This window comes from Rania fehmarnensis (assembly GCF_056494185.1).
Window position 1 is genome coordinate 4,471,244 of the sequence record NZ_CM151398.1, and the last position, 25,427, is coordinate 4,496,670.

Genomic DNA, 25,427 nt, shown 5'->3' on the forward strand with positions numbered 1-25,427 from the left:
CCGATCGACGCGGCCGAGCTATTTAAAGCAAACGCTGGCAAAGTTCGTTGTCGCCTTAGGGCCGACGTTGGTTCTGGTCAGTTTTGCGGCATTATTCTACTTTGGCCACAAGAACGATTGGAGAATCCCCAAGTTTGGTTCGCTGACCGGGACTTCGACTAAGGTTGTGGATGACTGGTGTGACGAGCACAGCGTACCGGAGTCAATTTGCGTCGAGTGCGACCCAGGGTTATTACCAAAGGGCCCAGATTTTGGTTGGTGTGAAGTGCATGGTGTTCATAACTGCACTTTGCATCATCCAGAAATAGCGCAACTCAAGGTGCCAGCAACCACATTGCAAGCCGATCTAGTACGAGTTGCTCGAGCCCTCAGCATGTCGCCGCGCAAGGCCAACAACAGCGAGTGCAAGATCTATCAATCTCGTATTCAGTTCGCATCAGTCGAATCGGCGAAGCAAGCGGGAGTCGATGTAGAAATCGTTGATCGCCGACCCATCGTGGAATCGATTCGTTGCAGCGGTTCGATCATTTACGATCCAACCCGCAAGTCGAGCCTCGCTTCACGCGTTGCCGGAAGCATCTGGAGTGTTGAAAAAAATGTTGGAGACATAGTTTCAAAAGGCGAACTGCTTGCAATTATCGATGCTGCAGAGGTGGGCGCACTCAAAACAGCGCTGATGCGTTCGCTTGCAGAACGAAAGCTTCAGCAACAGAATGTCTCACGGCTCACGCTGGCCCGAGACGCTGTTCCCGGGGCCCGAATTATCGAGGCCGAAGCTGCATTGTCAAAAGCCCAAGCGGACTTACTGAGCGCGGAACAGTCACTCAAAAATCTTGGTCTACCCGTGCAGGCCAACGAACTGCAGCGACTCTCCGAACAGCAAATACTCGCTGAACTCCGTTTGTTCGCCATACCGGACTCCATTCGCTCGCGACTCAATCTGGAAACGTCGTCTTCCAATCTGATGCCAATTCTGTCGCCACTCGATGGAGTTGTGATTGATCGCACCGCTTCCGCAGGTGAGGTTGTCGATCCGGCTCGAATTCTTTTTCAAGTTGCCGATGTCAGTCGCATGTGGCTAACGATCAATGTCCCACTTGAATCGATGAATCAAATCGCTCCCGGCCAATCTGTTCGCTTTCATACCGACGGTAATAGCAAAGTTACGATGGGTGCGATCGACTGGATCAGTACGTCAGCAGACAAGACGACGCGGATGGTTCAAGCTCGCGCCAGCTTAGACAACCAAAATAAACTGCTTCGAAACGAAACTTTTGGTTCGGTGGAGGTTCTTCTGAGATCGGAATCCGATGCGATCGTAATACCGTCCACTGCTTCGCATTGGGAAGGTTGCTGCCAAGTGGTATTCGTTCGTGACAAAGGCTATTTCGATAGCCCAGAAAGCCCCAAGGTCTTTCATGTTCGTACTGTTCGGATCGGCGCAAACGATGGCAAGTATTCTGAAATTTTATCCGGTGTCTTACCAGGGGAGGTTATCGCGACGGCTGGTAGCGACGTGTTGAAGGCGCAACTCCTCAAGAACAACCTTGGTGCTGGTTGCGACTGCTGCGCTAAATAGAAAGGAAACTGAGATGCTCAATTGGATTATCGACGCTTGCTTGAAACACCGTGCCCTTGTCATTGTGGCAACGCTTCTATTCGCTGCTTTGGGAGTGTACTCGCTTCAGCAACTCGACATCGATGCGTTTCCGGACACAACCCCGGTCATGATTCAGATCAACACGGTAGCACCGTCACTTGCATCCGAGGAAATCGAGCGGCAAATTACGTTTCCTGTCGAGCAAGCGATCAGCGGATTGCCGAGGTTGAACCAGCTTCGATCGATCTCTAAATTTGGTCTTTCTCAGGTCACCGTCATCTTCGACGACGGAGTCGATATTTACTTTGCTAGGCAACTAATCAACGAACGCCTTTCGACAGTGAACTTGCCTGATGGAATTCAACGACCGCAGATGGGACCGGTCTCAACGGGATTGGGCGAAGTCTTTCACTATGTATTGGTCTATGACGGAGTCGATTTCTCTCAGATTCGACAAGAAGAACGCATCAAGCGGATCACTGAATTGCGGACGATTCATGATTGGGTGGTCAAGCCTCAATTGCGTTCGGTTCGTGGCGTAGCGGAGGTCAATAGTTGGGGCGGCTACGAGAAGCAGTATCAAATTCGACTTGACCCCGAGCGTTTATTCAAGTTCGGCCTTACGTTCGAACAAGTGTCGGATGCGTTAAAATCTAACAACGAAAATGTGGGTGGGGGTACGGTTGACGACGGTAGCGAAATGTTATTGGTTCACGGTGTCGGCAGGACCGTGAACCTCAACGAGATCGCAGACATTGTAATCAAATCCGAAGCCGGCAGTCCGGTACGCATTCGAGATGTTGCAGATGTTCAGCTCGGTCATGAAATACGCCGTGGCGCGGTGACGGCCAATGGTCGCGGCGAGGCGGTTTTGGGCCTGGGCTTCATGTTGATGGGCGAAAACAGTCATCAAGTTACATGGGCGATCAAGGAGAAAATCAGGGCGATTCGAGAGACCTTACCGCCAGGAATCAAACTTCAAACGGTCTATGATCGAACGGAGTTAATCGATCATGTCATTCACACAGTGCAAAAGAATCTGTTCGAAGGCGGGTTGCTCGTTGTAGCGGTACTATTCGTCTTCTTGGGAAATCTGCGAGCCGGGATCATTGTGGCGCTCGCGATTCCTCTCTCCATGTTGTTCGCTTTTTCTGGTATGCTGCAATACGGAATTGCGGCAAGCCTGATGAGTTTGGGAGCCATTGATTTTGGGCTTGTGGTTGATAGTTCGGTTGTGATGGTCGAAAACTGCGTTCGCCACTTAGCTCACAATCGAGAAGGCAAAAGCCGTCTCGAAGTCATTCGCGACGCGGCCATTGAAGTTCGCAAACCGACCATGTTTGGTGAGCTTATCATTATGATTGTCTACTTGCCAATCCTAACACTGGAAGGTGTCGAAGGAAAACTTTTTCGGCCAATGGCTATGACAGTTATCTTAGCTTTGGCCGGTTCCATGGTGCTGTCGTTAACGTTGATGCCGGTTCTCGCCAGTCTGTTCCTTCCTAAGAAAATCGAAGAACGAGACCCTTTGCTACTGCGAATTCTGAAGCGACTTTATGCTCCAGTGCTTCGTTACACAATGCACCACAAAGCATTCGTGATTGGCATGGCGTTACTGCTACTCGTTTCCGTTTTTTCATTGGTCGCACCCAACCTTGGATCAGAGTTTGTGCCGCGACTATCCGAGGGGGCAATCACACTCAACGTCGTTCGACTGGCAGGAACAACTATGGAGGAGTCGATTCGCTATAACACCAAAATGGAGCAAGTGCTGCTTGAGAAGTTTCCGAAGGAGATTGCTCAGATTTGGAGTCGTATCGGAACGGCAGAGGTTGCAACCGATCCGATGGGAACGGAGTTGACTGATCTGTTCATTACCCTTCACCCTCGCGAAGGTTGGACGAGGGCAAGAACGCAGGAAGAATTGACAGTGCTTGTTCAGGAGGAACTCCGTGATTTACCCGGTCCGCGACTAGCCATGTCGCAGCCGATTGAAATGCGGATGAACGAAATGATTTCTGGGGTGCGTTCGGATGTTGCTGCAATTCTGTACGGTGACGATCTGGATTTGATGGTCGCAAAAGCAACCGAAGTCGAACGCGTTCTCAATTCAATTCCTGGTGCAGACGATGTCAAAGTTGAACAGGTATCAGGTCAGCCGCTGCTTCAGATTCGCATTAAACAAGATGAGATCGCGCGGTATGGGATTTCTGCAAGTACGGTCATGAATATTGTTCGAGCTTTGGGAACTCACAACGTAGGTGAGGTGTACGAAGGGCAGCTACGATTTCCGCTAATTATTCGACTTCCCGATAAGGCGAGAGCAGATCCCGATGCGATACGTCAAATTCTCGTCGCCACACCGAGCGGTGAACGCATTCCATTGTCGCGACTCGCCACCATCGAAAAGGTCACGGGTCCAAACACCATCAAGCGTGATTGGTATCAGCGCCGAATTACAATCGAAGCCAATGTTCGTGGGCGTGATCTTGGCAGCTTTGTGGCTGAAGCACAGCAAACCATTTCTCATAAAGTACAACTACCCGCTGGCCGTTACCGAATCGAATGGGGCGGGCAGTTTGAGAATCTCCAGCGTGCCCAAACGCGATTGATGATCGTCGTACCAATCGCACTATTGATGATCTTGTCGCTGCTGTATATGACCTATCGCAATTGGGTGGATTCGTTTCGAGTATTCACGGGCGTACCGTTCGCTTGGATCGGCGGTGTGCTCGCGCTTTGGATTCGTGACATGCCATTCTCAATCTCGGCTGCCGTAGGTTTCATCGCGCTCTCAGGCGTAGCAGTGTTAGATGACATGCTGTTGGTATCGACGATCCGACAACTTCGTCGACGGGGGCGTTCGTTGGATGAGGCAGTCGAAGAAGCGGCCATGACGCGTTTGCGCCCGATTCTCATGACCACGTTGGTGGCTAGTCTCGGTTTCGTTCCAATGGCGTTTAGCGATGGCATGGGCTCCGAAGTACAAAGGCCGCTTGCAACCGTAGTCATTGGAGGTGTGTGCAGTGCGATGGTCATGAGCTTACTTGTTTTACGAGTTCTGTACGTAGTCTTTAATCTTCCGAGTACGAGCCACGACGAAGATGATGGAAACGATGATGTTCACCGTTTCCAACCTGTTACCCCGACTGAGCCTGAGGTCTCGCAGGAATGGAGTTCAGACGCTTTGTCTGCCCAACAATTCAAGCGAGAGCGATCAACAGTCTAACCCCTTGTTTCGGCAAAGCCGATGGAGATTCAAATGCATTTGATTACTAGAACACGCTGCTTGGCAATCGGAATGATCGGATTGCTCATCATGAGCGCGATTGGACTGAGTGGATGCAACAGCAAAACCACTTCGGATGATGCCGCAAAAGCGACGATTTCGTCTGGCGTGGATCACAGTCATGGTGGCTGGTGGTGCGTCGAGCACGGTGTGCCTGAAAGCGAATGCGCACGTTGCGATTCTTCGTTAGTCGCCAAATTTAAAGCGGCGGGAGACTGGTGCAAGGAACACGATCGCCCTGAGTCGCAGTGTTTCCTCTGCGGTCCAAAACGCTTCGAGAAATTTGCTGCGACTTACGAAGCAAAGACCGGACACAAGCCACCAAAACCAACTGAATAGATCCATTGCGAAACATTGAAAAACGCGGACTAAGTGAGGAATCTCATGTGTCCGCGTTTGGCTTGATTCGAGAACTGCACTTAAGTTTTTTCGATCCAATGAAAGGAATCTGAAAATGTACCGTATTTCCCTGTGTCTATTGGTTGTCCTGGCGATGACTGCTGTCGCGATCCAGCGATCCGAGGCATCACCTGCGAATTCAAAAAACGCAACAACCATTACCTTGAAAACGCTCGACTGTGAGAGTTGCGCCAAGAAGGTTGGTGCAACGCTGTCTGAATTGGAAGGTGTTGATTCGGTCAAAACGGATGTCAAGTCGAAGGTGGCTGTCGTGACTCCAAAGAAGAGTTCATCATTATCGCCGTTACTGCTCTGGGAAGCGATCGAGAAAGCAGGCAAGGAGCCAGTGAAGCTGGTGGGACCTGGTGGAACTTTCACATCAAAACCGAAGAAGTAGATGGCGTAACGCTCTTACTCCCTTCATCCTGTGCTTCGCAGGGTGAAGGGCGTCCGGCAGGAGGAATCTGGAGGAATGTACATTTGAAAGCCACAACCATGCAAGGAGACTTTTCGCGACTCGCAGTTCCGAGTACCGTTTTGGCATTGACGCTGTTTATTTGCCAGTCTGGATGTATGACTCGTCACGAATCGATAAATATTGAACAAAACTCTTCGGTTAGTGTCGCTCCTCTTCAACTTACGGACCGGACGTTTCAAGATACGCTCATCGGCAGCAACCAGCTTGTGTTGGTCGACATGTGGGCACCATGGTGTCAACCGTGTATCGGGATGAAGCCGACGATTCAGGAACTTGCTCAACAGATGAAGGACAAAGTCATCGTTGCTGAACTGAATATCGATCAAAACCCATTCATCAAGGAGAAGTATCAAATCCAGCGGTATCCGACTGTCTTGATTTTTGATCGCGGGATCGAGGTTAAACGATTAGTTGGTGCGCAATCGAAAAGCGACTTAATCGACGCGTTAGAGGCAGCAGTGTTCGCTAATGTGGGTATGGCTGGTGAGGAAAAGTACTGAGCGAATGCGATGGATTCCAAGAAAGATAGAAGGTCAACTGTGTTGCAATACCGTATCCATGGAATGGACTGCGCCGAAGAAGTTGCGTTGTTGAAAAGGGAACTTGTTCCGTTGGTAGGTGAAGAGTCGTTGAGCTTTGACTTGCTCAACGCAAAGCTTACCGTGAATACGAGTGACTCTTCGATAGGGCAAACCGAGATTGAAGACGCCATCGCGAGGAGTGGGCTAAAGGCTACGCGCTGGAAAGCGAGCCTTGACATGATTGTCGATTCGTATTGGACACGAAACAGACGATCGTTGTTGACTGCTGCCAGTGGACTAGCTGGACTGATCGGATTCTTGATCGAGTGGCTTGGGAGCGGATCATCCAGCGGTGCGATGGAGTGGATTGCGAAGGGTTTTTACGCGATTGGGATCGTGGCTGGTTGCGGGATGGTGTTTCCCAAAGCATGGCGATCCTTGGTATCGCTGCGACCGGATATGAACCTTCTGATGACGGTCGCTGTCGTCGGTGCGGCTCTGATAGGTGAATGGTCCGAGGGAGCAACTGTCGCGTTTCTATTTTCCCTTTCGCTGTTGCTGGAATCGTGGAGCGTTGGACGTGCTCGCAATGCGATCGGCAAGTTAATGGACCTTAGCCCTTCGATGGCCAATGTCAAACAGCCAGACGGTCGATCGAAAGAAGTGGCCCCCGACGAAGTCGCAGTTGGTTCCATTGTGGTCATTCGCCCTGGAGACAAATTGCCGTTAGATGGAAAAGTCGTTTCCGGTGCGAGCAGTATCAATCAAGCATCGATCACAGGTGAAAGTGTTCCCGTCGAGAAGAAAGTAGGTGACTTGGTCTTTGCAGGTACGGTCAACGGTGATGGATTGCTCGAAGTTGAAACGACCAAACTTGCCGAAGATACGATGCTAGCTCAAATAATCAACATGGTCGGCGATGCCCAGTCCAAACGGGCTCCTTCGGAAATGTGGGTCGAGAAGTTCGCCGCGATCTACACGCCGGCGGTCATGATTGCGGCGCTACTTGTCTGTATAATTCCACCAACGCTTTTTGGCGGTTTGTGGTCGGATTGGTTTTATCGATCGCTGGTGCTTTTGGTAATCGCTTGTCCATGCGCACTGGTTATATCTACTCCCGTTAGCATCGTCGCGGCGCTTACGTCTGCGGCAAAACATGGTGTACTCATCAAGGGTGGATTGTTTGTCGAAATCCCGGCACGACTAAAAGCGATTGCACTCGATAAAACTGGAACCATCACCCAAGGTAAACCGACTGTCGTAGAAATCGTCCCGATGAATGGGCATGATGAAACGGAACTTCTCACGCGAGCGGGTGCTCTCGAGCAAAGCAGCTCGCATCCTCTGGCCCAAGCCATCCTCGATGAAGTCAAAAAACGTGGACTCACGCTTCCGTCGTCAGAGAAGTTCGAAATCATCCAAGGCAAAGGAGCACGCGGGACAATCGGCGGCAAGCTCTATTGGCTCGGATCGCATCGCTACCTCGAAGAACGCGGTCAAGAAACACCAGAGGTTCACGAGCAATTGGAAGTGTTGCAAAATGCAGGTCGTTCGATCGTCGTGGTAGGCAACGACGAGCATGTTTGCGGCTTCATTGCGATGGGAGATACGATTCGCAAGGAGAGCATTGACGCGATCAAGGAGCTTCACCGACTCGGCATCGAAAAAATCGTGATGCTGACGGGTGATAATGCAGGAACGGCACAAGTTGTCTCGAAGGCCGTAGGTATCGACGAAGTAAAGGCCGAATTGTTGCCCGAGGATAAGGTAAATTCGGTCGCAGATCTTGTCGCTCGCTTTGGGCAAGTGGCGATGATCGGCGACGGAGTCAACGATGCACCCGCTCTTGCCAGGGCAACGCTCGGAATTGCGATGGGAGCCGTTGGCAGCGACGCCGCGATTGAAACTGCCGACATCGCGCTGATGTCCGACGAACTGGCCAAAGTGCCCTGGCTGATTCGTCATTCGAGGCGAACCATGCAAATCATCCGTCAAAACATCGTGTTTTCACTCGCCGTAAAAGCGGTTTTTGTTGTTCTGACATTGATGGGAATTTCTTCGCTATGGGGAGCCATCGCTGCTGACACAGGCGCATCGCTGTTGGTCGTTGCCAACGGTCTTCGACTGCTCAAATCGTAAGTCAGTCAAACATTCAATGTTGGATTAAATGCATCGTAAGGTTGCCCAGTCAACCAAGAGCTTTTGCTAGCAGATCACTGACTCTGTCACTCTGGAGAAATTGCAAAGAATACGACGAACGGCAATTGGGTCGATCGATGGATTCGTAAGAATTGGTTGGAAGGAATTGTTTGCAATGCCGATAGTGACGAAGGTGTACTAGTGGAACGCTTTGCGTTGGAAAGCGAGCAACTTGTAAGGAATTCATTGTGTTACACAAGTCACAGAGATTATCGCGATGGCTGACGGCTTGGATGCTGTTTTGCTTTCTCGCGCCCCAGGACGTTTGTCTGTCTTGCTTGGTTACGCGCATGCTGTCCGTCGATCGCAGTACAGAAATGTCTTGTGACAGCTGTGTCAATGTTGCTGGCTCGGATAACTCCCAATACGATCACGAATTGCCGCTTAGAAATCCACCTGATGATTCGCAGTGCCCTAATTGCATCATGAAAGATATCGGCGTAGTTCCGCCTTCTGCGGTCGAGATTTACCGCCAAATCGACACCGTCAGTCTGTTCACATGCGAGCTGGAATTCGAAGTAGTGGCGAACCGTCGTAGCCAAGTTGATTCCATGCTGCGTCCGCCCGCTGGTCTCACTGAAGTTTTTCACCTGCGCATTTGAGCCAATCGTCATTTCATCGAACTTCTGATGGCTTGAGCGATTTTCTCGATTCTTGGCTGGGTGAACACAATGAAAAACAACTTCCTTTGTCTGGTAGCCGCCTTGATGGCTTGCTCCTGCGGATGTGCTGTCAAATCCGGTCGACGTTCAGTGGATCGATTTTCAAATCATGCTTCGAATGGCAAGCCCGTAGCGATTGAGTCTGTGGGAAAGGCCACAGACAATCAATTAATTGTCGATTCCGCAGTCATTCCGGCCAGCGGTTCGCTTGACGAGAGAGACTCTGGCGATACGAACGTTGTCATCGCAGCCGTCGACTCAATCCCACAAAATCAGCTAATCGAAACGCCGTTGGCTTCACCCAATGGTATGACACTCGAGGAATTAGTTTCTCTTGCGCTCAACAACAACCCCGCTGTGAAAGAGCTGGCAGCAACCACTCAAAAAGCTGCTGGGTATCGAACGCAGGTCGGTCTCTATGCCAATCCGACCGTTGGATATCAAGCACAGCAACTCGCTGATCGTGGAACCGACCAGCACCTTCTATTCGCAGAGCAAGAATTCGCGACCGCTGGTAAACTCGAACTCAATCGTCGCGTGCAAAACGAAGCGTTGCGTGCTCAACTGCAAGAGCTGGAAGCACAGAAGCTACGAGTGGCAACCGACATCCAAACTCTGTACTACACCGCACTTGGCTATCAGAAGCAACTCATCTTGATCAAAGAGTTTCGCGGCTTGATGGACAAGGGATACGAGCTGGCTCAACTGAGATTGAAAGCTGCCGAAGGGTCGAAGATTGATGTGTTGCAAACCAGAGTACAACGCAACGAGATCGATCTTGCCTATCGACAAACTCAAGCTCGATACGATGCATCATGGCGCGAGATCGCGGCCGTCGCAGGAATACAAGGACTCCCGCCAACGATCTTAGTTAGCGAGTTCCCTTTGCCTTCCGAAACGATGACGTGGGATAGCGTTGCGTCAACGATCGTTGCTTCCAGTCCCGAGTACGCGGCGTCTCAAGCTCGAATCAGCCAAGCACGAGCAGAACTGGAACGACATGGTGTGCAGGCCGTGCCAAATATTACGACACAGTTAGGTGCCGGTTTTGACAACGGTACCGATTCGGGCTTGATCAATCTACAGGTCGGCTTACCTATTCCTGTGTTCAACAAGAACCAGGGGAACATCGCGGCCGCCCGGGCGGAATACTGCCGAGCCTTGATGGAAGCGAAACGCATCGAGAACGCGATTCGTGCTCGGCTTGCAATTATCTCAAACGATTTCGAGACTTCGCTGGAAGCGGTGAACGTCTACGGCAACGAAATTTTGCCAGGAGCCAAGGAAGCTTTAACACTGGCGGAAACAGCTTACAAGGCTGGAGAGATGGATTTCATCCAATTGCTTGTTGCGCGAAGAACCTACTTTGATTCGAACCTGCAATACGTGACTGCCCAAGCACAATTGGCCGCAGCCAAAGCCAAGGTTGATGGCTTTGCCCTTTCGGGTTCGCTCGAAGCGGTTATAGATCGCAGCGGTAGCGATTCGCTTCGCGGTCTGACGTTTAGCCAGCAATAATGAGGAATAAAGGGAATAAGGATTGAGGAATAGGGAATGGAAGTCAATTCGATGTCGTCCGAGTCGAATTGATGACAACAATTGGATGAACAACAACTCGTCAAAAAGCAACGTTAGCGAAAATGCCCGACTTTTCCTCATTTCCCATTCCTCATTCCCTATTACACAACGCTCGGTACGACTCTTGCGTATACCTCGAAGCATCGGAAGCGAATCCTTGCTTCCAACATCTCCATGTTGTGCTTTTAGGAGCAATCGAATGAAAATGGTCTACGGTTTAGCAGTCATTGGCTTGGCATTTTTATTCACGGCAAATGAGGCGATCGCCCAGCATCCGTCCTATGGAGGGTATGGTCAAGGCTATAGCAGACACCACTCGCACCACGACCATCATTACGTTGCACCGCAGCAAAGCTTTGTTCAAGGCTATGGGGGCGGGATTCCATCGTACGGCTACAACTCCCAATTTTCGCAACCGTACAGCAGCAACTACGGCTACCCGCAAACCGGGATTCCCCAGGTTTCATCGTACTATTCGAACAACTATTACGGTCGGCCGGTTCATTCGCACCATAGCTGGCACCCAGGGCACTACCTCCTTGGGCACCACTAAATGGCATGAGGCCAGCTCAATGCAAGCAAAGAAGGGGTGGATTCTCGATGTTTCTCCTTCATTTGCGATCGATGGGTAGCCGATCAACGTGGTAGCGGCTACGTAAATTTGCTACAATCGTCGACTTGGATACAACGTAACCCTCGGAAATATCGTGTTTGAAGCAGCATCCAATTTACTCGCACTAATTGCCTTTATCGTTCATGCGGTATTTGGCTGCTGCGTGCATCATCACCACCACGCCTTTGAATACGCGTGTGTTGCCGTAGATGCTCCGAAATTGTGGTGCCACGATCATGCGTCTGAATCACATGATGTTGAAGCGGAGCATAAGGATTGTTCGGACAAGGATGAGAACCGTTCAGCCGACTCGCCAGAAGTTCCATGTGATGGCTCGCACGATTGCAATGAGCCGAGTTGCAGTTTCATAGCTGCGTCATCAAATAGTCTCACCGACATTAGGGTCTTGTCACCCATCGTTATATGTTTTGGTGATACGATTACCCTAGCACCGTTGGCCTGCGTCTCGTACGCCAAGGCCTCTAGGCACTTTGAATTAGCGGGCCCCCCCGCATCTTTGTCTTTGCGCTGCGCGCTTGCGCAATCTTGGCAAATCTGATTGCCCTAGCGATCGTCTCAGCTTGGGCCACTGCGATCCGCGTGGATTCGCCTTTGGCCTCTTGCCCATCTTGAGTGATCAGATCTATCGCAATTTGTAGCTTGATTTCACAAAGCCAATTTCGCTTTGTACGTCTTTGCACGAATGTGATCTGACGCTTTCGGTTTGTTCTGACTGAACTTGTTAGCTGAATTCCGGTCATCGAGCCGCATTCATGCACATATAGAAACTTCTTATTCGTTGACCACAGGTCGAGGTGAGGCCATGAGCTGGAAATTGATTAGCAATCATAGGAAGAAATTGCTGGCTGGAAGTGGCCTGTTGTTCGCGATCTGCGCTGCAGCAAGCTATAGCTTCTGGTGGCCAACGTTGTCTGCATGGATTGACACTACGCTGCAACAGCGACGGTCGGTCAACGCGTCTGCTGATGCTCATGCTGGCCACGATCACGCGGAGGGAGAGCACGACGACCACGCTGGGCACGATCATGAAGGCCACGACGAAGGCACGTCATTGGAACTCAATGCGCAAGCTTTAAAGAATCTCGGGCTAACACATGATTACTTACAACCGATCGTTCTCCGTGACTACAAACGTACCATTACCGTACCGGCGATTATCGCTGCTAAACCTGGGCGCACTCAAATTCGCGTTTCCTCTCCACTTAGCGGTGTAGTCACACACGTGCATGCAGTGACGGGCGAAGCAGTGACGGCAGGGGAATTGCTTTTCGAGGTTCGACTCACCTACGAAGACTTAGTTGATACACAAACTCAATTTCTCAAAACGTTGAGTGAACTAGAAGTCGAAAAGCGAGAAATCGCAAGACTGGAAGAGATCACGCAATCCGGTGCCATCTCGGCCAAATCTTTGCTCGAACGCCGTTACTCCAAAGAGAAGATTGAAGCCTATCTTGGCTCCATGCGAGAGGCGCTGAAATTACATGGACTTTCTTCCTCGCAGATTGCAACCATTGAGACGGAGCGAAAGCTTCTTCGAGATCTTTCTATCGAGACTCCTGATATCGATTCGCATAGCAAGAATGAAGAACTGCGACTCACACGCTTGCCGTTCAAGCCGGCGTCTTTCACCGCGAATGTTTTGGAAGAACCAATCGCCAGCAAGCGACCGCTCATTGTTGAAGACTTGAAAATTCAGAAAGGACAAGGCGTCACTTCAGGCGAGATGCTTTGTTCGCTCTCCGACTTTTCAAGCTTGTATATCGAGGGCCAAGCGTTCGAACAAGACGCACCAACTGTTACCAAGGCTGCACAGATCGGTTGGATGATCGATGCAATGATCCAGACGACGACAGATCCAGAAGTGATCAATGGATTGAAGCTGGCATTTGTCGGCTCCTCAGTTGATCCAACGTCTCGCACTTTGTCATTCTTTGTGGAACTTCCCAATCAGATTCTTCGAGATGAAAAAAATGATCAGGGCCAGCGTTTTCTAACTTGGAAGTTTCGCGTTGGCCAACGACTCCAACTTCAGGTTCCCGTTGAGGTCTGGAAAGACCAGTTGGTTTTGCCGGTCGATGCTGTTGTTAAGGACGGAGCAGATTGGTTCGCATTCCAGCAAAACGGCGACCATTTCGACAGGATCGCAGTGCATGTGAAACATCGCGATCAAACCAACGTTGTCATTGACAATGATGGGGTGCTTTTTCCAGGTGATGTTGTTGCACGTCGAGCTGCACACCAGCTTCAAATGGCGCTCAAAAACAAATCAGGCGGTGGTGTTGACCCTCACGCCGGTCACAACCACTAGGAAGGTACCTGAAGATGCTCAATGCAGTAATCCGTTTTGCGCTACAGCAGCGACTGCTGGTGATCGCAATATCCGTATTCCTAGTCGCTTTTGGCGCTTGGCAAACAATGCGCATGCCGATCGATGTTTTTCCGGATCTGAACCGTCCACGCGTGGTCATTATGACGGAAGCGCTCGGGATGGCTCCTGAAGAAGTCGAATCGCTAATCACATTCCCAATTGAAACAACGATGAATGGTGCGAACGGCGTCGAAGCCGTACGCAGTTCCTCTGGAGTTGGCATTTCGGTTGTTTACGTTGAATTCGCTTATGGAACCGATATCTACACCGATCGCCAAATCGTCGCCGAACGAATGCAAATGGTACAAGATCGTCTGCCTCAAGGAATCCAGCCCCAACTGGCACCGATTTCGTCCATCATGGGCCAAATACTTATGCTGGGCATGTGGAGCGATGACTCGAAAATTAGCCCATTGGAATTGCGTACTTCTGCGGACTGGGTTGTGCGACAACGTTTGCTCACGATTCCCGGAGTGTCGCAGGTTTTCACCATGGGAGGCGAGAGAAAGCAATTTCAAGTTCTCGTTGATCCTGAAGCAATGACTCGATTGGGAGTCACGCTGGAACAAGTTGAACAGGCCGTGCGAAAGAGCAACGAAAATGGAACTGGCGGCTATTTGGATCGCCAGGGACCAAGCGAATTATTGGTTCGCTCATTAGGCAGAATCACTTCGCTCGCTGAGCTTGAAATGCTACCCGTGACCATTCGGGACGGAAGGCCTGTGCTGCTTTCCCAAGTTGCAAGTGTTCGCGAGGGAGCTCAAATCAAACGCGGCGATAGTTCTTGCTTTGTAAGAGTCGAGAGTGAGAACGCGGCCAGTAAGAAGCCGGCTGCCAACTCGCAAAACTTCTCAGGTGGCCCCTCTGTTGTTCTCACGGTCAACAAGCAACCAGGTGCAGACACTCGCAAAGTGACCGACGAAGTTTTACGTGCAATCGAAGAACTTCGACCGTCGCTTCCGCCTGGCGTCCGAATTGAAGCAACCTATTCACAGAAATCGTTTATCGAACGAGCGATCAAGAATGTCGAGGAAGCATTGCGAGACGGTGTGATCTTGGTTGTGATCATCTTGTTTCTGTTCTTAATGAATATCCGCACAACATTCATTACGCTGACAGCGATACCGCTGTCCTTGTTTATGACGGCGATCGTTTTTGCCGTCTTCGGATTGTCGATCAACACCATGACCCTCGGCGGGATCGCCGTAGCGATGGGCGAACTGGTCGATGATGCTATCGTCGATGTTGAGAATATCTTTAGACGACTGAAGGAGAACCGAATTGCAGGTAATCCAGTCAATCCATTGCTAGTTGTCTTTCGGGCAAGTGCGGAAGTACGGAGATCGATTGTCTTCAGCACCATGATTGTGATCCTCGTCTTCCTTCCGCTATTCGCACTCTCAGGGATGGAAGGAAAGCTCTTCGCACCGTTGGGAGTCGCTTACATCGTCTCCATTCTCTCGTCGTTGATCGTCTCCCTCACGGTAACCCCAGTGCTATCCTATTGGCTTCTAGGGGGAAGCAAGTCGAAGGGGCACGAGACCGATGGGATTGTCTTGCGAGGACTGAAATGGCTGGGGCAGCGAATCATTCGATTCAGCCTTGCGATGCCCTACCTAAATCTATCAGTAACACTTCTATTTGTTGGCATTGCTGCGATATTTCTTTCAAGGCTCGAGCGAGACTTCCTTCCACCGTTCAACGAAGGAACCATACAGCTCAATGTTGTTCTTCCGCCAGGCACGTCGTTGTCGGCCTCCAATGAGATTAGCAGAACAGTTGAAAACTCGCTGAAGGAGATTGATGACGTTCAACGATTCGTTCGACGAACGGGACGAGCTGAGTTAGACGAACATGCTGAAGGTGTGAACATGAGCGAATTTCTGATCGAACTTGATCCGGAATCGTCCCGCTCACGTGAGCAACAGCTGGACGAGATTCGCGTTGCTATGGAAAACATTCCTGGCATCGTTACTGCCGTCGAACAGCCCATCGCTCACTTGATTTCTCACATGCTATCTGGTGTTAAGGCGCAGGTCGGCATCAAAGTCTACGGAGATGATCTCGATCTCCTTCGTCAAAAGGCTGAAGCAATAAAGTCCAAGATGCAGGGTGTCGCCGGCGTAACGGACTTACTGATCGAGCCGCAGGTGATTATCCCGCAGCTTCGAATCGAGCTCAATCGAGCCGCACTAACGCAATATGGGTTGAACGCCAGTGACGTGAATGACTACGTTCAAACGGCCATGAATGGTGCTATTGTGTCTGAAGTCTTGGATGGCATGCGGACCTTCGATTTGGTCGTTCGCATGAAAGATGAGTATCGTGAAGATATAGCAGGCTTGAAGCGGCTCGCGATTCATTTGCCTGGCGGTGGTACCGTGCCACTGGGAACCGTCGCCAACATCTATGAGTCTGGTGGTCCCAATACGGTGAATCGCGAGAACGTTCGACGGCGCGTAGTCATACAATGCAACGTGAAAGACCGTGGAGTTGTCGATGTCGTCAAGGACATCCAAGAAGCAATTGAGCCAGTCGTTGCTTCGCTGCCACCCGGATATTACCCCACGTACGAAGGCCAATTCCGAAGCCAGCAGTCAGCCAGTCAGATGATCGCAATTTTATTTGCCGTTGCGCTGTTGGGGGTGTTTCTGGTTCTGTACACACTGTTTCGATCCATCAATCTTGCGCTCCAGGTGATGGCGGCCTTACCGATGGCGTTCATTGGATCGGTCGCTGCGTTGGTTTGGACTGGTCAGACTGTAACGATCGCGGCGATGGTCGGTTTCATTTCTCTTGCTGGTATCGCTTCGCGAAACGGTGTGTTGCTCCTTCAGCATTACTTGCATCTTGTGGAATACGAAGGTGAAAGTTTTACGAAGGAGATGATTGTTCGCGCTGGCATCGAACGATTGGCTCCGGTGTTGATGACAGCGCTTACTGCTGGCATTGCATTGGTTCCGCTCGTACTTGCTGCGGGCGAGCCTGGTAAAGAAATCCTCTACCCCGTGGCCACGGTCATTCTGGGCGGAGTGATTAGCTCAACGATGTTGGACTTCTTTGTTCATCCGGCATTGTTTTGGTTGTTTGGACTGCGTTCAGCTGAACGCGTTGTCCGCAGTTCCAAGGAACGAATCGAATTGAATGAAGAGTCTGAGGCGAAGGTAAGCCTCCAATCCCATTGAGTGTTTCAATTGGGTGTTTTGTTGTGTTTTGTTAGCCTCGTAAAGGATTGAAAGAATGAAGATTCGAATTGCCAATTGCTCGCTATATCTGGTTTCGCTCTTAGCGGTTGGAATGAACGCCGGGTCGGTGTCGGCCCAAGTTCAGGCTCAGACAGCGAGTCGCTCCCAGAAGTCACAGCCAGCCCATTCACACGAAGGCCATGATCACGAGCACGATCATGGCAAAGAGACCATCGCGTTTCAATTGGCTCAATGGAAAACGATGCACTTTGATGATGCTGCCAAAGCGAAGCAACATGCGGATTTGGTTAAGAAGCTGGGATGTGAGGTAAAGCAAGGACAACACGCCGGCCACATCGATCTGACCTATCGTTGCACTGAATGGAAATCGATGTCTGTTGATACTCACGCCTTGGCCGAACAGTGGAGTGGATGGCTGAAAGGCTCCGGATTCGATGTATCCCATGCACATCCCGACGCCAGCTATGCCGAAGGCAAGGAAGTCGTCGAATTTCGATTGGTGAATTGGAAGTCGTTTCACGGCAAGGGGACGGCCGAAGCAAAGCAGTTCATCGATTTACTCGGCAAACTTGGTTGCGAAGTCGTTGTCTCCGACCACGCCGGACACTCTGACGTCAAATTCCGAGCACCAACTTGGCGAGACGTCCATGTTGCTGAACACGCTGTCGCCGACGAACTCGGCGCATGGCTAAAGAAGAATGGCTTTGAAGTTGCCCCACATAAACACTAATACCCCTACTTATCAATTTCACAAGGAAACAAACATGTCGAGACACCAATATCTTATAGCTGCGTTACTCAGTATGTGCGGCTTTTTAGGATGCAATCCAAAAGACTCAGGTTCGGAGTCTGGTTCGTCTGCTAGTCTTACGCTGGACATGCCGCCGCCTGCGACTGTTGAGATTCACTCGCATCCTACCGAAGGTCCTCACCATGGCAGTTTGATCGAACTAGGCAAGGAGGAGTACCACGCTGAGCTTGTACATGATGATAAAACGGTGACGATTTACATCCTCGACAGCGCCGCTAAAACGGCTGTGCCGATCGACGCGCAGGAGTTGGTAATCAATCTCGTGCATGATGGCAAGCCTGAACAGTTCAAACTCGCGGCTAGCCCCGATGCTGGTGACCCAGCTGGCAAGTCCTCTCGATTTGCATTGCAAGACGCTGAATTGATTGACGAACTCGAGCATGATCATGCGGCCGCGAAACTCAGCGTTTTGATAGGTGGCAAATCCTATCGTGGCGATATAAAGCACGACCATGCCGGACACGATCACGCACATTAGTATGTACCAATGCTATGGGATTCCGTCGAACGACCGTCATTGCGCGGTCGTCACTGAGGCTGTTTCCACTTTCTGACTGTTGCTTTCGCGTTTGGATTGGAAGATGTCGTGGAAAAGCTCAAAGTTGAGTACCGCTTGCTATTTGGTAGCAGCGTAGAGTCGAAGGATGCGTGTGTCCTTCGCTTGATTTCGATGTTGCAAACGAAGAGCGGAATCGAATCGGCACACCTCGTCGTATCAGAGACCGGAGAGGCTGAGTCGGTTTGTATTCACTTTGATCCATCTATTGTTTCAACCGCGGCGGCAAAGGACTTAACGATGCCGCCGACGACTACTTCGTAGGAACCGGCTTGGTATTACGCTTCCACTGATCCCAATTTAAGCTATCCGCAGACTGGTTTCAGTGACTTGGGTCTCGAAGAAATTCTTCTATTTTGCCAGGCCAATCGTTTCGCTCATACTAGGTAATGAGTTGCTCGAACCGAATTGCGTTGGCAATCTGATTCGTTCCAGATGTCAATCGGCAATGTATTGGCCATAGTCAAGAAACAATTCGGCGTTCAATCCGAAGATGACATTTGGAAGTCAATCGGACGCATACTGCACGAGTTCGTCGTCGGCCCTAGTCGAAAGCGATAGACATAGGCGGCAGCCGAGTGTTACAAATTCCAGGGTGAATCTGCGAGATATAAGATGTCTTATTCGGAGAATCCGATTGCTCAAAAATCCCTAAGTGGCAAGAACGTACGCGTTGCTGGCAAACGCAACAAGTTGTCGTCTTGAAGGATGGCGCCTCTTTTGCGTTCGGTTCGACTCTTGGAAAAGACTTCAATTTCTCCATCCTTAGAAAGTTGCCTCAACGCCGTCGCGATCATCTGTTTCGTGGCAGGCGTCTCATTAACCACACTCTGGAAAAAGTGACGAAACGAAATGGTTTGTCCAAACTGCGAAAGACGCTTCGGGGCTTCCGTAAGCAAAGACTCGTGAGTTAGCGATGAAGCATTTGCGTCAAAATCGAAAGGCAACATTGGTGTTTCCGTTGACTTGTTGGGATCGTAGCCAAGAAGCATCTCGAACCCGGCTTTTCCAAAGTGCTGAAAGTGGTTTTGCATTTTCCAATGCAAGTCGACCATCGCGTTTCGTGCTGTCGCGTGCCTGGAAAAGTGCAGCAACCAATAAGCTCGGTGTGACTCCGTCGAGTTAATGAAAAAAGGCGTGTAACAGTCTGCACCACTTTTCTCGAAGAAATGCTGATGAAGCACATGTTGAATCTTCGGACGCCAATCTGAGCCATGGTCCTTACGAATCTGTACCAGTAGATCCTTTTTTGATATTAGCTCTAGGTTCCGCAGAGCAGTTTCGAACTTCTCAGTTTCGTTTACGAAATCAGCGAGCCAATCTACCGCAAACGTCAAGATTACTTCCGCATTGGGTAGTTGGCTAAATATTTTTCGCATATTGGCAAAAGTAACGTCGGCGTAACCATACTGATCAAGCAGAAAGATTGCCCTGTTTGCTCTACCTTTCAACTTAATTCGATTTATCACAGCGTCCAAATGCTTGCTGAATCGTCCGCAAAGTAGGTTGATCTTGTCTGTTTTGCTATGCGCAGCTTCGCAAAGACTGATTTCCCTTTTGAGGTACTCGATCGTAAGCTTCTTTCGATCTATGAAATAGAAATCTGCATCCAGCTTAAACTGCTTCGTTTTTCCCTCGTTTGCTTTGACTTCCGCTGTTTGCATTGACTCCATCATCAGCAACGGCGACCCAGCAATTTTTTCTCCCGTTCGCGGATGTCGATAAGCTCCTCCGCCGCAAAATCCATCGACTAACGACAGATTAAGCTTTTCGACAACTGGATTGGTTGCGAGTATCGCAACGTAGGTTTCCAGATAGGACTGGACTATGCGATGCTTTGCAAGGCTGTGTTCACCCAGCTCCGGTGGCACTTCCCCAGGTAACCATAGATACTGCGATTGGTCCTTCTTCACCTTTTGCTTTTCGGGCTTTGTTGCAACGATAGCTTCCAAGCCTGGTAATAATGGCGATAAACTCATGTCGGCATCTCACTCCAAATTCGTCCATCTAGTTCGCGACCATTTGCTTTCTTTGATCTTCGCATTCCATCGGGTCCGTGGGAGCCCCATTGCTTGAAAAAGAACGGCACTCCTGACGCGACACATTGCTCGCGAATTTTCCTAACCCAAGTAATGTCCATGGGTCGTGACCCTGGGCCGGATTCGCCACCTACAATCACCCAATGTATTCCATTTAGCGGCATTCTTAGCACAGGCCCCAGAAGCGGTTCGATCGACAGAAAGCGAACCTTAGCTGGAACCGACTTTAGAATGCGAATTCGCTCGATGAATTTTGCGCTCTCAACGCTTGTACCCATCCAAATATTGTCTGCCCACTCTAATTGACCAGCAATTTCCGCCACTCGGTCCGGACGTTTTGTTAGTACCTGAAATGTGTGTTGGTTCGCTTGTTGCATCACTAGAAAGCACCGCTGGATGAATTCAATCGGAACGTCGCGATGAAATAGATCGCTCATTGAATTGACGAAAATCAACCTTGGCATCTTCCATTGAAGAGGCAACTCAACGATGTCATCCTGTAGCGTCAATTGAAATCCGTTTTCGTACCTTGGCTGGCCCATTGCTTTAAGTCTGGCAGCCATGCGTTCTGCGTAACAATGTTTGCAACCAGGACTAACTTTGGTGCAACCTGTTGTTGGATTCCATGTTGCTTCTGTCCATTCAATTGATGAATTCTGAGCCATCTCAACTCCTTTCGGGTGGCGATACGACGGATGAGGCGAGCTTGCTTAGTTTGCTACCAATCCATTCGTTGATAACTGTGGTTCGGTCGCTGATTTGACCGCTCGCTTCGGCAGCTTTGAATCGTTCCCACAGGTCCCGATCGATCCGCAATGTAACTGAAACTCGATCTGTTTTTGTAGTTCCGGCAGGTCGACCAACGCTACGGACAGGCATGTTCTGCCATGCTTTGCGCGCGGCGAGACTGAAATTGGTAACATCCTTCGCAACGAGCGCAAGCACTTCGCCGCGTTGTAAACGGACGGAGAGTTTGTCGCCGTTGACGCTCACTACGATGCCACGTTCATTTGCCGCTTTATGCCTAACTTTGTCCCCAATCTTGGCAGTCATCCCAGTGATTGTATCGAATCTCCAATTAAACGCAATAACAAAATTAGAGGTAGGATGTGTACCAACTTGGGACCGTATTCAAATCACCGGAAGGCCATTTGATGGACACATACCGCCAAGGGTGGTATGGAATGGGGTTGTTACTTACAAGTCCGACATTCGAGTAGAAGCTACTTTTACACGGCATCATGCGCGTCCCAACGCGGCGCATGGGGCCGGTGGTCTGTGGTTTTGGGTACTTCGCTGAAACGGGAAAACTTGCAACGACTTCGGCGGGTTGTGGACTGGCACTATACCTGGCCAGTGCGCAGCCCGTCCGACGTGGAAGGGTATTTGTTTCTAGTTGCCCTTTACTGCAGGAGTTTCTGCCATGGCGACATTGACCCGAGCTCATCAAGAGCTGTTTCGTAGAACCCCCGATGAATGTTTTCCTTCGTTCGATTCGTTGTACAAGAAGTGCGCGGACGACCATATCGCTTCAGATGACTTATGGAGTCGTCCGCAGGATGTGGAGATCTCGCACGACCTGACATTGTGTATCGATGGTTCAACTGCGTTCAATCTAACCGACTGGTCGTTCTCACAATTGTGTCGTATGGCGGGTGTTAGCCGCGATACGATCAATCGTCTGTCGGCCAAGACGGCGAGTCAGGCGTTTGAGGAAACGCTTCCGCACTCGGATAAACCATTGCAACTGTTGACGACCGGAGAACATATTCGGTCGATTCACGGGGCATCTTACACCCGTCTGTGGAACGTCGAACTCCTAGATATGGTCAAGGAGTACGCATCTGATTTTCAACCACCACAAGTGGCGATGGATGGAAACAGCACGGGACTGTACTGCGGCGAGCAAGACATGTTCGCGTTTCTGATTGATCCTACTGGCTGGACGGAGATCGAGGGCGAAGCATTCGCGCCGGGATTCTTCATCTGGAACTCCGAAGTTGGACGTCGCACGCTGGGCATTCAAACTTTCTGGTTTCAGCGAGTCTGCCAGAATCACATTGTCTGGGACGCAATTGACGTTGTTGAGTTCACGCGAAAGCACACTGCCAATGTTCGCGATGGCCTTAACGACATTCGCCGAATCATCGAGAATCTAGTCGCCAAACGCGATTCGCGCCGCGACGGATTCGTCGAATGCATTCGCAAAGCGATGAGTGAGCGACTTGGAAGCGATGCTGACGACGTTGTCAAGCAATTGACTCAGCATGGAATTCCTCGAACTTTAGTGAAGGACGCAATGGAACTAGCACGGGAGCAAGGTGGCTTCACGATTTTTTCGATCGTCGATGCGCTGACGCGACTTTCGCAAAACGTTCGCCTTGCTGGAGATCGCGCTGAACTCGATGCCAAAATCGGTGCGTTGCTGATGTTGGCAGCTTAATCATGGATCCACAACAAGCGTGGAATGATTTGCTCGCCGCTTGGGTTCGCAGGGATTGGGAAGCGGTAATGGAATACTGTGAAGCGCTAATCCAATGGCTTGATAAGGACGGCTTTCCACCTGAATTTAGCTATCCGTTGGATCTCGGTAAGGATTTCAATCGAGCAACTGTCCGTGCAGCATGTGAGTTTGTCTATCAGCGGGCTTCCAGCGTCATGCGTAATCCTGAGCGCATTCCGCAGGATGTTCCATTCACCCTAAGCTGTAGAGGGTGTCTTAACGAAGGTCCCTCGTCATGGTCTCAGTCAGTTCGTAACGGCTGGTCGCGTATTGAATACGTGCCAAATGCTGCGATCGAGAACTTCTTGGGGATCTGTCCGAATTGCCGAGCTAAAAAGCGTTAGCTGGCGTTCTTCCAAATTTAGTTTCTGTTTCATTTTTTTCGGAGTAGTAAAATGTCAAGTAGTACAAAGGTTCGTCCGGTGCACGAAGTACGCATGGGTCGTATCAAGGCAGCGATTTGGGAAAACGATACCCAAAACGGTGCTCGTCACAACGTAACGATCAGCCGCCTGTATCGTGACGGTGAACAATGGAAAGATTCGGGTTCCTTCGGGCGCGATGATTTGCCACTCGTGGCAAAAGTCGTCGACCAAGCCCATAGCTGGATCTTCGAGAACTCGAACGGTTCATCGAGTTTCGATCCCGAGAAATTGCAGGGTTAGTACAGCTACACTCTCAACTCAAAGTCTAAAGATTCAGTCTTGAATCTGTTACTGAGGTTTTTGGACGGTTCTTTGACCACCGATTGCCTCTTCTCAATTGGCTCCTCAACTATGAATTGAGTTTGCTCACGTGCATGTTTGCTTGGTCCATTTGCGATGTGGTCCACGGAAGCGTTGACGTTATTTTGGTTTTTCAAATCGTACCTTGTGGCTAACGCTACTAGAGACGATTCGCCTCATTCAGATTTGTGAATTGGGCATGCATTGAACTCCCGATCGTGCGCACCTTACCGTCGAAGTCTGCGATAGCAAGGCCCGGACGATCGCCGGGGAATAGTGGGCTTTTGGCATTCCTAGCGGTGTGAGCCGTTCCCCCCACTGTAAAAATAATGAACGTGGTTGAAACTGCTTGGCCAGTCGCGAGCGGTTGCAGCCACCTACCTTGGGTTGGTGTACTCGTCTCGCTTCTGGTCACTAAACTCAAACGCCGAGGGCATCCTACGCCAAATACCCCTCCGGCAAATTTGACGCAAGATCCATGCTGTCGTGCAAGACACGGCCGATTTCAATTTCGCCCTTAGTATTAACTCGAAACAATAAGAAGTGCCTGGGTTTCGCGACCATTCCAACGGCCTTTTCGGTTCGCTGACGACTATGCCACAGATGATACGTGCGAGCACCGACCGCTAGTTCCTCGCGCAATATACTACCTGCTCTTTCTGGATTCTCTGCTATGTCGACGATAGCCTGGGTCAACAAGGCTTCGTAACGCAATCTTGCTGGCTCGCCAAAATGCTCGTGGCTCCAGGCTAAGATTTCGACAATGTCCTCTTCCGCGGCCGGGGCGAGTACTACACGCTGCATTGGGATCAACCACTCTTTCCATTTTTAGCGAGCTTTGCCCCCTGGCGGCCCAACTTGGAAATATGATCAGCAATCTGACTGCTGGTCTTAAGTCCAACTCCCTCACCTTGATCGAGCTGTCGAAATCCCTCAGCGGCTAACTGTTGAAGCAGTTCAAGTCGACGGTCATCTTCGGTGGTTCGTTGTTCGAGCAAACGCAAGCCCTCACGCACCACTTCACTAGCATTCTTGTACCTGCCGGAAGCGACAAGGGTATCAACCAACTCCGAGTAGTGTTCAGTCAAACTAATGTTCTTTGTTGTCATTTTTGGCGTTCCCGAAGGCTTGCGATGAATCGATCAACCCAGACCCATTTTAGCATTATTGGCAAAAATTGCCAATAATGTCTTTGCGACGGGGGCCAGGCAAATATCCACTTACCGGTAAAACAGTTCTGTTTCCGAAACTGGACGCGAGATGCCTGTTACTGCCTCCCAAGCCGTCTGCGTCGACAAGCCGTACAGCCGGTGCGGCAAAGTGTACGCTCCATTTCCCTGCTCAGGGTCGGAGCCAAGAGGTTGCCAGTCGATCGTTCCATGGACGAGATCTTCGACATGCATGCCTCCCCATTTCCCATTCGGTTGGAGACAATCAAGACTTGAACTTGTGAGACGAACCCGACCTGTCCATTGCAGAAATCGGAGCCCTTCACCATTCAAATATATACTAAGAAACTTGAGCACGTTGTGGTTAGAGTACGTGTTCCGTAGAGTAACGCTCGCATGGTCATTGCCCTTCGTCAATCGCCATTGAATCACCTCAATTGCCTTTTCGGCCAGCGAGTCGTCGGCATAATCAAAGCACAAATCTTGTCTCGTTGCCGGAAATTCCGACAAGTCGAAAGCCCTCAACGGAACGTAAAGGCGATTGGCATTGACATAGCAAAAATCAGGATCGGTCCCCAGCGGAATAGCGCGTCGCTTTGGCGGCTTCATGTTAGTACCTCGGAATCAAAAGGGATTTAAGAAACTCTGTTTACGTTGCGTTAATGTGATCAATCGTCGGTATGCTTTCTT

The 25,427-nt window shown here is 50.4% G+C and carries 22 protein-coding genes; 16 read left to right on the plus strand and 6 right to left on the minus strand.

The features are described 5' to 3' along the window. Positions 1–373: 373 nt before the first annotated feature. From SH573x_RS15310 to SH573x_RS15370, 13 genes are all read left to right on the plus strand, one after another. Positions 374–1,579 carry an efflux RND transporter periplasmic adaptor subunit gene (locus SH573x_RS15310; protein WP_479356418.1) on the plus strand — a complete coding sequence of 402 codons (1,206 nt, stop codon included), beginning with the start codon at positions 374–376 and terminating at the stop codon, positions 1,577–1,579. A gap of 13 nt (positions 1,580–1,592) precedes the next feature. Continuing rightward, positions 1,593–4,829 carry an efflux RND transporter permease subunit gene (locus SH573x_RS15315; RefSeq protein ID WP_479356420.1) on the plus strand — a complete coding sequence of 1,079 codons (3,237 nt, stop codon included), beginning with the start codon at positions 1,593–1,595 and terminating at the stop codon, positions 4,827–4,829. Positions 4,830–4,850: 21 nt separating this feature from the next. Continuing rightward, positions 4,851–5,228, plus strand: coding sequence for an RND transporter (locus SH573x_RS15320; RefSeq protein ID WP_479356421.1), 378 nt, complete (start codon positions 4,851–4,853; stop codon positions 5,226–5,228). Between the two features lie 115 nt (positions 5,229–5,343). Then, positions 5,344–5,685 (plus strand): heavy-metal-associated domain-containing protein, encoded by a 342-nt coding sequence (locus tag SH573x_RS15325; protein WP_479356423.1) that lies wholly within the window; start codon positions 5,344–5,346, stop codon positions 5,683–5,685. 83 nt (positions 5,686–5,768) lie between these two features. Next, positions 5,769–6,266, plus strand: coding sequence for a thioredoxin family protein (locus tag SH573x_RS15330; protein WP_479356425.1), 498 nt, complete (start codon positions 5,769–5,771; stop codon positions 6,264–6,266). A 39-nt stretch (positions 6,267–6,305) separates the two neighbouring features. After that, positions 6,306–8,426 (plus strand): heavy metal translocating P-type ATPase, encoded by a 2,121-nt coding sequence (locus SH573x_RS15335; RefSeq protein ID WP_479356426.1) that lies wholly within the window; start codon positions 6,306–6,308, stop codon positions 8,424–8,426. Positions 8,427–8,674: 248 nt separating this feature from the next. Beyond that, entirely contained in the window at positions 8,675–9,088 is a 414-nt protein-coding gene (locus SH573x_RS15340; RefSeq protein WP_479356428.1) for a hypothetical protein, read from the plus strand. A gap of 69 nt (positions 9,089–9,157) precedes the next feature. Then, positions 9,158–10,666, plus strand: a complete 1,509-nt coding sequence (locus SH573x_RS15345) for a TolC family protein (protein ID WP_479356429.1) — start codon at positions 9,158–9,160, stop codon at positions 10,664–10,666. Between the two features lie 259 nt (positions 10,667–10,925). Beyond that, a complete protein-coding gene (locus SH573x_RS15350; RefSeq protein ID WP_479356431.1) occupies positions 10,926–11,279 on the plus strand; it encodes a hypothetical protein in 354 nt (117 codons plus the stop codon). 883 nt (positions 11,280–12,162) lie between these two features. Continuing rightward, the gene (locus tag SH573x_RS15355) at positions 12,163–13,668 is read left to right on the plus strand and encodes an efflux RND transporter periplasmic adaptor subunit (protein WP_479356432.1); all 1,506 of its coding nucleotides are present in this window, start codon (positions 12,163–12,165) and stop codon (positions 13,666–13,668) included. A 14-nt stretch (positions 13,669–13,682) separates the two neighbouring features. After that, entirely contained in the window at positions 13,683–16,913 is a 3,231-nt protein-coding gene (locus SH573x_RS15360; RefSeq protein ID WP_479356434.1) for an efflux RND transporter permease subunit, read from the plus strand. Between the two features lie 55 nt (positions 16,914–16,968). Beyond that, complete coding sequence (locus SH573x_RS15365; RefSeq protein WP_479356435.1) at positions 16,969–17,664, plus strand: hypothetical protein; 696 nt, start codon at positions 16,969–16,971, stop codon at positions 17,662–17,664. A gap of 34 nt (positions 17,665–17,698) precedes the next feature. After that, positions 17,699–18,223 (plus strand): hypothetical protein, encoded by a 525-nt coding sequence (locus SH573x_RS15370; protein ID WP_479356437.1) that lies wholly within the window; start codon positions 17,699–17,701, stop codon positions 18,221–18,223. Between the two features lie 719 nt (positions 18,224–18,942). On the opposite strand, the gene SH573x_RS15375 is transcribed toward SH573x_RS15370, so the two are convergent. The 3 genes from SH573x_RS15375 to SH573x_RS15385 are packed head-to-tail and all read right to left on the minus strand — an operon-like array spanning position 18,943 to position 21,393. Then, positions 18,943–20,280, minus strand: a complete 1,338-nt coding sequence (locus tag SH573x_RS15375; RefSeq protein ID WP_479356438.1) for a three-Cys-motif partner protein TcmP — start codon at positions 20,278–20,280, stop codon at positions 18,943–18,945. After that, positions 20,277–21,005: a DUF5131 family protein gene (locus SH573x_RS15380; protein WP_479356440.1), complete on the minus strand. Its 729-nt coding sequence runs from the start codon at positions 21,003–21,005 to the stop codon at positions 20,277–20,279. The genes SH573x_RS15375 and SH573x_RS15380 overlap by 4 nt, the downstream gene beginning before the upstream one ends. 1 nt (position 21,006) lies before the next feature. Continuing rightward, positions 21,007–21,393 (minus strand): hypothetical protein, encoded by a 387-nt coding sequence (locus tag SH573x_RS15385; RefSeq protein WP_479356441.1) that lies wholly within the window; start codon positions 21,391–21,393, stop codon positions 21,007–21,009. Between the two features lie 370 nt (positions 21,394–21,763). Between SH573x_RS15385 and SH573x_RS15390 the strand changes: the two genes are divergently transcribed. Genes SH573x_RS15390 through SH573x_RS15400 form a run of 3 tightly spaced genes read left to right on the plus strand, consistent with a single transcriptional unit; the run spans position 21,764 to position 23,508 of the window. Continuing rightward, complete coding sequence (locus SH573x_RS15390) at positions 21,764–22,783, plus strand: DUF932 domain-containing protein (RefSeq protein WP_479356443.1); 1,020 nt, start codon at positions 21,764–21,766, stop codon at positions 22,781–22,783. A 2-nt stretch (positions 22,784–22,785) separates the two neighbouring features. After that, positions 22,786–23,187, plus strand: coding sequence for a hypothetical protein (locus SH573x_RS15395; protein ID WP_479356445.1), 402 nt, complete (start codon positions 22,786–22,788; stop codon positions 23,185–23,187). Between the two features lie 51 nt (positions 23,188–23,238). Beyond that, entirely contained in the window at positions 23,239–23,508 is a 270-nt protein-coding gene (locus SH573x_RS15400; RefSeq protein WP_479356446.1) for a hypothetical protein, read from the plus strand. A 498-nt stretch (positions 23,509–24,006) separates the two neighbouring features. Here SH573x_RS15400 and SH573x_RS15405 read toward each other — a convergent pair whose 3' ends face one another. From SH573x_RS15405 to SH573x_RS15415, 3 genes are all read right to left on the minus strand, one after another. Beyond that, a complete protein-coding gene (locus tag SH573x_RS15405; RefSeq protein ID WP_479356447.1) occupies positions 24,007–24,372 on the minus strand; it encodes a type II toxin-antitoxin system RelE/ParE family toxin in 366 nt (121 codons plus the stop codon). Positions 24,373–24,377: 5 nt separating this feature from the next. Then, positions 24,378–24,677: a type II toxin-antitoxin system ParD family antitoxin gene (locus tag SH573x_RS15410; RefSeq protein WP_479356448.1), complete on the minus strand. Its 300-nt coding sequence runs from the start codon at positions 24,675–24,677 to the stop codon at positions 24,378–24,380. A gap of 111 nt (positions 24,678–24,788) precedes the next feature. Continuing rightward, positions 24,789–25,346: a hypothetical protein gene (locus SH573x_RS15415; RefSeq protein WP_479356449.1), complete on the minus strand. Its 558-nt coding sequence runs from the start codon at positions 25,344–25,346 to the stop codon at positions 24,789–24,791. Positions 25,347–25,427 lie beyond the last annotated feature (81 nt).